The 11,786-nt window shown below is 40.7% G+C and carries 8 protein-coding genes; 4 read left to right on the top strand and 4 right to left on the bottom strand.

The genetic code is table 11. The annotated features are described in order from the left end of the window. Positions 1-284 precede the first annotated feature (284 nt). Positions 285-659, top strand: a complete 375-nt coding sequence (locus BMY75_RS17895) for a hypothetical protein (protein WP_207646260.1) — start codon at positions 285-287, stop codon at positions 657-659. A 167-nt stretch (positions 660-826) separates the two neighbouring features. Here BMY75_RS17895 and BMY75_RS05305 read toward each other — a convergent pair whose 3' ends face one another. From BMY75_RS05305 to BMY75_RS05295, 3 genes are all read right to left on the bottom strand, one after another. Further along, positions 827-2,770, bottom strand: a complete 1,944-nt coding sequence (locus BMY75_RS05305; protein WP_074830786.1) for a leucine-rich repeat protein — start codon at positions 2,768-2,770, stop codon at positions 827-829. 423 nt (positions 2,771-3,193) lie between these two features. Then, positions 3,194-4,348, bottom strand: coding sequence for an LptM family lipoprotein (locus BMY75_RS05300; RefSeq protein ID WP_074830783.1), 1,155 nt, complete (start codon positions 4,346-4,348; stop codon positions 3,194-3,196). Positions 4,349-4,507: 159 nt separating this feature from the next. Then, positions 4,508-5,194 carry a response regulator transcription factor gene (locus BMY75_RS05295; RefSeq protein WP_074830779.1) on the bottom strand — a complete coding sequence of 229 codons (687 nt, stop codon included), beginning with the start codon at positions 5,192-5,194 and terminating at the stop codon, positions 4,508-4,510. Positions 5,195-5,287: 93 nt separating this feature from the next. On the opposite strand from BMY75_RS05295, the gene BMY75_RS05290 reads away from it, so the two are divergent. Further along, the gene (locus tag BMY75_RS05290) at positions 5,288-6,820 is read left to right on the top strand and encodes a sensor histidine kinase (RefSeq protein WP_074830776.1); all 1,533 of its coding nucleotides are present in this window, start codon (positions 5,288-5,290) and stop codon (positions 6,818-6,820) included. On the opposite strand, the gene BMY75_RS05285 is transcribed toward BMY75_RS05290, so the two are convergent. After that, positions 6,798-7,232: an NUDIX domain-containing protein gene (locus BMY75_RS05285; RefSeq protein ID WP_074830773.1), complete on the bottom strand. Its 435-nt coding sequence runs from the start codon at positions 7,230-7,232 to the stop codon at positions 6,798-6,800. The two genes, BMY75_RS05290 and BMY75_RS05285, sit on opposite strands and share 23 nt — an antisense overlap. 484 nt (positions 7,233-7,716) lie before the next feature. Here BMY75_RS05285 and BMY75_RS05275 point away from each other — a divergent pair, with 484 nt between their 5' ends. Further along, positions 7,717-8,862: a M23 family metallopeptidase gene (locus BMY75_RS05275; RefSeq protein ID WP_074830767.1), complete on the top strand. Its 1,146-nt coding sequence runs from the start codon at positions 7,717-7,719 to the stop codon at positions 8,860-8,862. 465 nt (positions 8,863-9,327) lie between these two features. After that, positions 9,328-11,511, top strand: a complete 2,184-nt coding sequence (locus tag BMY75_RS05270) for a BspA family leucine-rich repeat surface protein (protein WP_074830764.1) — start codon at positions 9,328-9,330, stop codon at positions 11,509-11,511. The last annotated feature ends 275 nt before the right edge of the window (positions 11,512-11,786 follow it).

Genomic DNA, 11,786 nt, shown 5'->3' with positions numbered 1-11,786 from the left:
TATAATGAGAGTATGGCAGTTATCTTTTCCCCCGCCTGCGGCGGGGGAAAAGATAACGTCAACATAATATATCCCTGTCGATACAGCATTTTAAGTGGTGTGGTAAAGGGATAGTCAGAATATATTTTGCTATTATGGATAAACAACGAACGATCAAAAAAATATGAAGATATCGATGATCTGTCAATAAAAAATAGAAAAGGCAAGCTGCAAACTTGCCTTTTAAATATCACTTCTTTTTCTTGATAAGATGGATTACATATATGATACTTATGATAATGATTATGGGTAAGAGAATCTTTAGGATCATTGAAAGCGTAAATACAAGAATCTTTAAAATTGACGAAGCCGCAAGCACCATGACGATTGCTGACACTACCTTAACGGCTTTACTTTTGCTCGCTGCAAAAAAGAAAAGTGCAACAAGAAATACGCCTATTAATACAGGAACATTAAATATAATCGCTAACATGATAATTTTTCCTCCTTTCTTTTTATTGTTCTTTTTAATTTTATACATTATACCACAAACAAATGATAAATGTCAATACGCAGAAAATACGATAAACGGTGATTATCATTGTCTGATGTATTCTCTTGATTTAAGTGGTTTTGATACATGCAATGATTATGATATCAGGGGAAAGGTAGATCATTAACTGCCTCAATACTCTGGAACAGCTGATACAGAACTTGCGTGATGTAATTTAAACTAATAAAAGCGTCTTCTGTGATATTCCGCAGAAGACGCTTTGGTCTGTATTATTTAGTATATTGATCTCGGGTTGAAAGTATGGCTGAAATACTTTTTAAAACATCATTGAATTTATCCGCGTGGCAATTCACGGTCGAATGCTGCTAAGTAATCCTGCCAGTCAACTTTGCCGTCGAAGTTTGCATCTGCGAGAACAAGATCGATGGAGTCGATATCTCCGTTGCAGTAATACCAGATGAGGTCGGCATCGTCAACGTTGATCTTACCGTCAAGGTTTACATCGCCTACCGAATAGAGGCATTCGGGCTTTTCAGCAGGAACAGTGTATTTGTAGCGGCTTGTAGGAGCATCGATAGACCATGATGTATGACCTCCGGAGCATTTTCTGATATCGGTGTCTGATATAAGGAAATGATCATAACCTATGGCTTTGTCGGGATAATCCAGATCATCATGGGTTGCATCAACATGGAAATAATGATCGCCTACTCTGACTATGCACCATGCGTGTGTTGCGCTATTCACATAATACGCCTCTACACCTGCTTCATTAAGGAGAAGTGTAAGAGCCCTTGCATATCCGTCACATACTGTTGAATCCTTTAAAAATGCGGATGCGTCTACATGATTAGTATGTGAAGGGTCCGGAACATTCTTACCGTTTTTCACGGTATATGCATATGTGACCTTATTGCAGAGCCAGTCATGAAGAGTTTTTATTTTCTCCATATCGGACATATCATCGTTTACATTAGTAGATACAACGTACTTTATCTCTGCATTGAGGAAGTCGTTGAAGAAGCCGATCTCGCTGTCGTCAATGGCATCAAAATTTTCAATTATCACACTTCTGTACTTTTCAACAAACTCAGGCTCGGCAGAATTTTCGTTATCAATAACGACAGCCTCATTGTTTACTGTACGAAGTTCCTTACAATCTGCAAACACTCTTACATTGAATAGTTTTGTCAGGATATCAAGGTCGGAAACATTGATATTCTCCAGTGCAGCACAGTTCTGGAAGCAGTTGGATCCAAACTTAGTATCTGTATTACAATTGAGATCTGCCGATATGATGCCTGTACAATCTCTGAATGCATATGAGCCGATCTTTTTAACTGATTCGGGGATCGATATAGACCCCAGCTTTTCACAGCCTGCAAATGCTGAGATACCTATTTCAGCAACAGAGTCTGAAAATGTTACTTCTTCAAGATCTTTACAGTTTTTAAATGCAGAGTTGCATATCGTAACAGTAGAATCAGAGCAGGGTACATTTTTGAGACTTGTACAATCCAGGAAAGCGCTGTCTTTTATTGTAACAAGAGATCCGGGAGTATTTATCTCTGCAAGGTTTGTACAGTTTCTGAAAGCGTACTTTTCGATAGTTGTCAAGTCATCGGGAAGTACAATGGAGCATAGGTTTGTGCAGTTATCAAATGCGCTGATGGGAAGTGTGTTTAAACCTGAATAGAGTGTTACCTCTTTGAGGTCTGTACAGTTTCTGCAAATACCTTCTCCCATATTTTTGACATCTCTCATGTTTATGGAAGTCAGTGCTGAACCATCAAAGGCATAAGATTCAATTGTATCCACCGAAAGAGGCAGTGCTATCGATTTAAGATTTATTGTTCTTGCAAAAGCGCCGCTCTTGATATTGGTTACGCCAAGGGGGATCGCCACCGATTCCAGATTTGAAGCATTGCCGAAACAGTAAGAAGGTATGCTCTGTATACCTCTGGGGATCTTGACGGATTTTACGGCAGTATTATTGAAGAACAGCTTTTCGCCAAGTTCGGTGATGGAATAGCCGTCTATTCCCTGGGGGATACTGATCTCTGCATCTTTGCCGTTATATTTCACAAGCTTTGCAGTGTGGTCACCAGTGATCTCATATTCCCAGTCACCGTAAACAGTTGCAGCGCTTGCTGAAATTGAATTTGATAAAATTAACTTGCCTATCACGCTTGGCTCAGATGCAATTGCACCAGAAGATACGAGCGAAAGTGCCATTATGGATGCAACTATCCTTTTAGATTTCATGTTTATATTCACGGTTAATATTCTCCTTAATAAATAGTGTTTGTCGCGACAATATTAAGTTTAGCACACCCGGAAATGAAAGTCAACCTATCAAAATGTCGTTTTGCATCAGCAGAATGGGGTTTTTACCGAAATTGTCCGATTGCTGAGCTTCTGATAATTTTTTGCGAATTGTGTAATTCATAAAATTATAAGTGTTAAAATTGTGCAATTAATATAATTAAAAATCACAATAAAGTTATACTTTCACATCTTGATGAAAATGTTCAATTCGATAATTTATCAAATAAATTCAACAGAAGCTAAGGTACAGATAGGTATTTTAGGGAACAGCGGAATCACGTTAAAATGAGAAAGGCTTCTGCAAAATAATGCAGAAGCCTGTTGTATTTTTGTATCAATGATATATCATTTGCGCAGCATGATCTGCTATCATCAGCGGCTGAATGATACGGGCTCATAAACAGGATTATCTTCGGTGATAAGCACTACCTGCTGACCTGCTGTTCTGAGCTCAAATGGAACGTACCAAAGTCCGCCGTTGTCATCGAGGAAGTTGTACTTTTCAACGCCGTCCCTGATCTCGATACGAATATTGCCCGATGAAGTTCTGCCGTCATTATATTTGAAGGTATATGTGCTGTCGTTATTTACAACAAGTGTGAAATCCATCGTGGGGTCATTTGGGAGCCATTCGCCTGCTATCTTGTCGATAGCGCCAGAAGAACTTGCGGTGGAGGGCGAACGTCCGAAGGATACCGCACCTTCAAGAGCGTTTGAGGGGCTGTAGAGCTGCTGGTCCTCGCCTTCGCCGATAACACAGAATGAGTACCACAGACCTCCGTCATCGCAGAAATCATAGTAATTATCATCATACGCATTCACAGTAACATTACCGCTTACCGAGCTTCCGCCCTGGAAAGTTACTATGTATGTTCCGTCATCGTTTACCGTGATGGTCCTGCCTATTGCCATATCCTCTTCAAACCATGTGCCCAGAATAGCTGAAAAGTCTGCGTGATCGATTTCAACATTTTCGGGATCGCCGATATTTCTTGCAAAGCGTATAGTCTCGTATACCGAATTTTCCTCGGTCTGCAAGAAGTCTGTGCCTGCGACGGGAGCATATACAAAGGGAACATACCAGAGCCCTTTTTCACTGTCGTTGAAAGAGTATTTCTTGGTGCCGTTCTCGGTGTTTACCGATATCGTGCCCGAAGCGATAAGACTGCCTGTATCGGACTTGACTTCAAAGCCTGCATCGCTGTTTATAGTAAGGAAGCGTGTGGCCGCTCCGCCATATTCAGCCCATTCGCCTACTATTTCGGATACGTCAACCGCAGAAACTTTTTTGTTTTCTGTCTTATCATCTTTCTTATCGGACTTGCTGTCAGTATCGCTGTTGATTTCGGAACTTTCTGTAGTGTTTTCAGCCTGAGAGCTTGTTTCTTCTGCTGATGAGGTCTCTGAAACTGTGGACTTTTCGGTAGTACTTCCGTTATTTACCTTATCCTTGTCATTTACCGCACCGCATCCTGCGAGTGTTACGATCAAACTCATCATTGCTATAACGATCATCTGCTTTTTCATAGTTGTATTCCTCCCAAAAATAAATAGTAATTATTTGATATACGGGGTTCTCTGTTCCCCTGTTGACAATGTCATTATAGCATAAAAATCTGCGGCGTGCTACATAATTACAGAATTGTAATCCAATTACAATTTTGTAATTCAGGACATCATCTGCAATCAGAATATTACCCGCCTCAGAACGTATTCTCCGTCGGAGGTCGAAGCTATCTCATAGGTGCTCATGTCGTCCATTTGGATATGCTTTTTCAGTCGGGATATATTTACTCTTATAGTATTGCGGCTGTCTTCGACATCACAGCCGTATATGGTTTTATAAATGTCATGGTAGCTGATGCGTGAACCGATGCGCGATGCCAGAAGATAGAGTATCTGTAATTCGCGCTGAGGTATTGAAAACTCGTTGCCGTCAAGAGTGACAGTGCCCGAGAACAGGTCTATAGAAAGATAGGGGAGTTCTATCTTCGGGTGCTGAGAAGTCTGTGCCTGATCTCTGCGCAGCCTTGCTTCTATACGGGCTTTCAGTACATTCAGGTCATAGGGTTTGGTGATATAGTCATCTCCGCCGCTGCGAAATCCCATTACTATGCTTTCGTTATCATCGCGGGCAGTCAGGAATATTACAGGTGCCTGAGTCTTCTGACGAAGTATTTTGCAGAAGTCCATTCCGTCGCCGTCGGGCAGCATCATATCCAGCAGAACAAGGTCGGGGACACATTCCTCCAGCATGAAAGATGCCGACTTGACCGAGTCCGCACAGTGTACGGTATAGCCCTCCTTTTCTAGAAAAGATTGATTTATTTGCATTATATCGCTGTCGTCTTCAACCAGTAAAATATGTGACATTTAAAAGACCTCCTTGGCAATTACAATTTCGTAATAATAGTTGAAATCTCAGAGAGATATGGTATAATGGATATACCAAAAGGGGGGTATCTCATGAAGAAAGAAATATCCAAAAGCCATTCGCTGAAACGTCGGCTTCTTATTGCGCTGATAACCTGTCTGCTGACAGTCATGATAATATGTACCGCCTTGTTTGAGGCGGTTTACCGCCGTACCACCGATACGGTAGATGATCATTTCGGAAAACTCACCGATATAGCATATGATGAGGTAACAGACACACTATGCGCTGATGACCTTGAATGTATGAGGGGAATTCTGAACTGCTACTGTCGTGAGATGAGTTACGAAATGAATCAGGGATTCGGCGGTGTGACGGAAGATGATATTTCCACCTATCTCGCCACCAGAGCCGGATCGTATTTTGATGATATATATATTACAAAGGATATTTTCTTCGTTATAGATAACGATGGCATCACAGCGGTAGATCTCTTTGACGGACGCCATGGCACTGATGCCGATACGGTGGTGAAGAATGCCTTTGAAACTTTTGAAAAAACCGAATGTGACGATCTGGACGGACTCAGCTTTGAAGAATACCTGTTATCCAACAAAGACCTTGCAGATGCCCGATACACAAAGGAAGGCGATGGATATATAATAGTATGGAAAAATATGTCCGAATTTTCAGGGCACAGTCAATGCGTAGGTCTGTTATCCAATGCCTGCGTCCACTGGAAAGGTCAGATGAAGTCTGCGTCCGATATGGAGATAGGAGAACTTCACGATAATATGGATCTGCTGTTCAGAAAATACACCATCGTGATGCTTTCTGCGGTGGGGGGAGTGCTTGTGTTATTTATCATCATAGCCGCTGTGCTTTCCAAAAAGCTTTCTGATCCTGTTGTGAGCGAACATGATATGCTGGTGGAGATAAACGAGATGAAGACCACATTTCTCTCCGATGCTTCTCACGAACTGAAGACACCGCTGGCGGCTATGTCGGGATACGCACAGAATGCGGAGTATGATCTTGAAAACGGCAGTACCGATGCTGTAAAGGAAAAGCTCAAACGCATATCCTCTGAAGCAAACAGAATGGCGCTGATGGTCACACAGATACTTGACGCTACTCGCATAGAGGAAGGCAGGCTTGTGCTGGACCCCTCTCCCTGCGATCTTGATGCGCTGGTACGCGAAACGGTGGAAACGTATTTCGTGGTACTCAACAAGAACAACAACCGCCTTGCACTGAGGATACCTCTTGACCTGCCAAAAGTTCAGGCTGACAGTGCCCGTATGCAGAGAGTGTTCGTGAACCTGATATCAAATTCCCTGAAACATACCCATAACGGCACGATCCTTATCAGAGCCGAAGAAGAGGGAAGTGAGATTAAGGTGACCGTAAAAGATACGGGCTGCGGTATATCGGAAGAAGACCTGCCTCATATCTGGGAGAGATACTACAAAGGCAAACATTCGGAAACGGGTACGGGTCTTGGACTGTTTATATGCAGATTCATCGTTGAGTCTCACGGCGGCAAGATATGGGTCGAAAGTGAAGTCGGAAAAGGTACATCATTTATGCTGACTTTGCCTGTCAGTCCCGGTCAGACTGTTTGACAGATCTATTTTTTATATAGTCATCAGCCTGTTTGAGAAATTCTTTTTCATGTTCCATTATTTTGAGAGCATCTTCAAGCCGCAGACTTATCAAAGCTCTGACCTCATTTGGTCGTACCACACGTGGTTTTTGACCTGAATATTTTGCCAGAAAATATATTACCTGCTTGGTCACTCCGGGTTTTTCCGCGGGATCATATTGTTCGCTCACTCTGAAAGCAGTAAACAGCTCAACTTCAAGATCCGTCTCTTCTCTGATCTCACGAAGTGCCGTTTCTTCTTCGGTCTCTTCATTTTCCATATGCCCTTTGGGAAAGCTGTGAGAACCGCTTATCTCCTCTACAATAAGATATTCTATTTCTTCATTCTCTATTGTATAAACTATTGCTCCGCAGGATTTTTCAAGCACCATATTTTCGCCCCGATATATTCCGAACTATTTTGTAGCAACACAAATGAAAAAGTTTTTAATAATTATAACATAAAGTAAATATTTTATCAAGTACTATTCGCCCGGCAAAGAGATGGTCATTGCAGTTCGAGCATATTACATTGTCAGGTGAATAAAAGGCGGTGCTATCTGATAAAGCTGATGCTAAAATGAAAGCCGTGCAGACGAACGCAGTCTGCACGGCTTTTTCTTCATGTTTTTTTATGCTGAATATACCATTCACTCCGATTTACTGACAGTTCATTCCGAATCAATTGCTGATGTTGACCTTGTGTGCTATACTGCAAGTACAGTCAAACAACGAAATGAAAAAACAAAATTCAGTAACGGCTGCGCAGCCATTTCGGACGATAAGTTCGATCAGAAAAAGTAAAAAAATCTGAATTATGTCAAAGGCATTTCGGTATGATCAAAAGAAATTCAAAATTGAAAGGAATTAAACAAAATGAAAAACACAACATTTACAAGCGCAAAGAAGAAGGTTATCACAACTCTGACAGCAGCAAGCTGTATTCTCTCAGTATCCGCTCCTGCACTGGGCAGCACCACGATAGGCAATGCGATCTTTGGAAATTCGATCGTAGCTAGTGCGTTAGCATATAATGAGATCAAGACAGAAATCCCGGTAGGATCTCGAGTAATGATTTGGCCGCTTCCTACAAGCAATAATACAATCACAGGTTGTTTTTCTGATAGTCGTCAGCACGGTGCAATAGATATCTCTGCTGCAAAAGGTACATCGGTATATGCTGTTGCAGATGGTACAGTTGTTGACTGCAAATATGGTAATGGCTATGGTAACCGTATCGTAATTAAGCATAATATTAATGGAAATACTATCTACACGCAGTATTCCCATCTTAGTTCAATCAAAGTTAGTTTAAACCAGACAGTAAAACAAAAAGATATAATCGGCTTGACCGGTGATACTGATTCCCCCGGAAGTTACCATCTCGATTTCCAGGTTAAACGTGTAGCTGGATTCCCGGGCCCAAGCGAGCGTATGTCCAGAAACATTGACCCATGTAAGGTACTTCAGCTGCCTTCCACTCTGAAGGATGGTGCTACTACCAATTATCAGGAAGTTAAAGAATATATCCAAGATATGACACACAACGATCGTTGTCCTAACCAGTTCAGAAAATTTCAGCCCGGTTCGTTACAGAGAACACTTCAGTGTGAACTGAGTCCGCACAAACTTGGTCGTCGCGACGGCGATGCATGGCATGCTAATGTTAGTATGGCGGAGGGCTGGATGGTATACGGTCCTTATGAAAAGTATTCCACTGGTCAGAAAGCAGTAGTTTTCAGACTTAAAACCGATTTCAATACAGATAAAGTTTATACAAATCTGAATAATAGGTTTATGGACGAGGTTGTATGTACAATTCAAGTTGCTGATAATTCAAATAACGGAAAAGAACTTGCAAAAATGGATATTCGCCGAAGCGATTTCTTCCAGTCAGAGACATGGCAGGATTTCAATATTTACTTCAACAACACTAATTCCAGTCACAAACTTGAATTCCGTATTTACTATCATAAAAAAGCTGCAATCTGGGCTGACAAAGTTGACCTTCGTCAGATTTAATACGGTACAGTGATCTAAATCATACATAATAAACGCAGATCTGTCATACAAACAGATTTGCGTTTTTTATATGACAACAACTTTGATCTTGTTATGCCTACATATGCATGCCTGTTCCTTTGTCAGGAGACGCAGAAGGTTTGACGGATACTTTAAAACAAAAATTAAATGCCCTGAAGCGATAAAATACTTCGGGGTATTACATTTATATCTGGTAAAACTCAGCAACTTTATGTTTGAAGTATGGTGTTTGTTTTTTGATACTCTTATACATTATCGGATACGATCATGCATGAAAAATCTAACTGATTGATGATCAAAAAATGCTTTGACCAAAATATACAATAATAATATTTTCTCTTATAGACAATTGACAAATGATTAAGCGAATATGTCAAAAATATTGACAATAGAATTTGTGCGTGTTATAATATTCTATATTATATTGATCGGGAGGGCATAATTATGCAGATGAAAAAAATTTTAGCAGTAGTGATGTCGCTTTGTATGACAGCAGGTGTTGTAAGCTATGGTGCGCCTGTTATCACACAGACTATCACAGCACAGGCAGAAGCTGCTGCCGAGGCAGAGTGTTATTCTTTTGATGAAGAAACAGGTGTGCTTACACTTAGCGGCGAAGTTGACGGTAATGCTTTACGTGGATTAGATCATAGTTACAAATTTAATGTAAGATCCATTGTAGCTGAAAAAGGAACTGTTTTACCGGAAGACAGTCACTGTCTGTTTATGGACTTTATTAATTGTACTTCCATAGACCTTTCAAATGCGGATACCAGCAATGTTAAAAATATGTCTGATATGTTTGTGTTTTGTGAAAGTTTGAATGAACTTGATCTTAGCAATTTTAACACATACAATGTTACATATATGAACGGTATGTTCTACGACTGTGAAAGCTTGACTTCGCTTGACCTGAGCAGTTTTTATACAAGAAAAGTCACATATATGAACAATATGTTCAGTGGCTGTAAAGGTTTGACCACGCTTGATATAAGCAATTTTAATACAAGTAACGTCACAAGTATGAGAAATATGTTCAGTGATTGTACCAACCTGACAACTCTTGACCTGAGCAATTTTGATACAAGCATAGTTAGAGATATGAGCGGAATGTTCGAGGGTTGTTCAGGCTTTACCTCACTTGATGTAAGAGGTTTTGATACAAAAAATGTTAGGTATTTATATTCCATGTTTGAGGGTTGTTCAAGTTTGATATCGATCGATCTAAGCGGATTTGACACAAGCAATATCACAGATATCAGCCGGATGTTCAAGGATTGTTTTGAACTTAAAACGATTGATATAAGCACTTTTGATACAAGTAAGGTCACTGATATGGACAAACTGTTCGATAATTGTACCGAGCTAAAAACCCTTTCTCTGGGTGAAAATTTCAAGAACATAAGAAATAACGCAAAGCTTCCCAACGGCGAAGGCTGGGTAAATTCTAATGATCCCGAAACTGTTGTAAGCGGTATCGGTGGATATGCAGTTATAGAAAACAGTGGCAAGAACACCTACAAGCGCTTACCTATCGAAGAAGAAACATACCCCACAAGCATCAAGGTTGAATACAGCGAGAAATACCATCAGGTGAGATTTAAATGGAACAAAGTTGAAGGTGCAGACAGATACGGTATAGCTGTATATCTTGCAGGCAAGTGGAAAGTTCAGGCACAGAACATAACTGATACTGTTTACACTTCTCCCAAGAATCTCACCACAGGCATGACCTACAAAGTAGCTATTGCTGCAAGAGTGAACGGCAAATGGGATACTGCAAACGCTATCAAAAATGCTGTGACCTGTACCATCAAAAATTCCTATGTCAAGCCTGACAGAGAAGTCAAATATAGTCCGGACTTATATGTTATCGCCGATGAGATCACTATGTATCTCGGACCCGATACAAGCTACGGTAAAGTTACAACGATCCCCGGAAAAACTTACCTTCAGGAACTCGGCGTTATGAATAATAACAATAATTGGGCATTTACAGAGTATAAGGGAAAGTGCGGCTGGGTACAGGTCGTGAATGAATTTGGCGAAAGACAGATCCAAATTAGATCTCAATATGTTGCTAAGCCTGTTATCTACCTCTATCCCGAAAATGAGACAGACGTTCATGTTGAAGTCGAGCTAACTGAGGCAGATCTTTCTACTACCTATCCTAAGTACAACAACGGATGGGATGTAGTTGCTAAGCCTGACGGTTCACTTGTGAACAAGGCTGACGGCACTCATCACAGATACCTGTTCTGGGATGCTGTAAACTGCCGTACAGAATTTGATTTTTCAAAGGGATTCTGTGTAGCGGGCAGTGATACCGAGAATTTCCTCAAAGAAAAACTCAGCTATATGGGTCTGACCGAAGATGAGATGAATGAGTTCATCGTATATTGGCTACCCAAAATGGAGCATAACAAGTATAATCTCATTTCCTTCCAGAGTGATAAATATACAGATTCCGCAAAGCTTAACATCACCCCTGAACCCGACAGTATGCTGCGCGTATTCATGACATATACATCTCTTGAAGATGCTGTGGACATTGAACCGCAGGAGCTTTCCACATTTGAAAGAAAAGGCTTCACAGTTGTTGAATGGGGCGGTTCCGAAGTAAAATAAGAGTGTTATATTAATCAATATTGAAATTGCTGCTTTGCGAACCTCGCAAAAGCATATATCAAACTTTTACTTGTTCCCAAAGTGCAATTTCTTATATCGTTTACTATACATGATGCATTTTTTAACGGCTGTGTCAGCCGTGTGAGAGATCATAATCTCATGCGGCTGTTCGCTTGTTGGATGGCTATCCGTTTTTGGGGGTGTGGGAATTTATACACTCACTATCTATCCGTCATAACAAGTAATGCAGAATACGTAGTTCTCTATAAGAATAT

It is taken from the genome of Hominimerdicola alba, assembly GCF_900109655.1.
Lineage (GTDB): Bacteria > Bacillota > Clostridia > Oscillospirales > Ruminococcaceae > Hominimerdicola > Hominimerdicola alba_B.
Note: the sequence above shows the minus strand (reverse complement) of the source record. Positions and strands in the feature narration are given on the sequence as shown.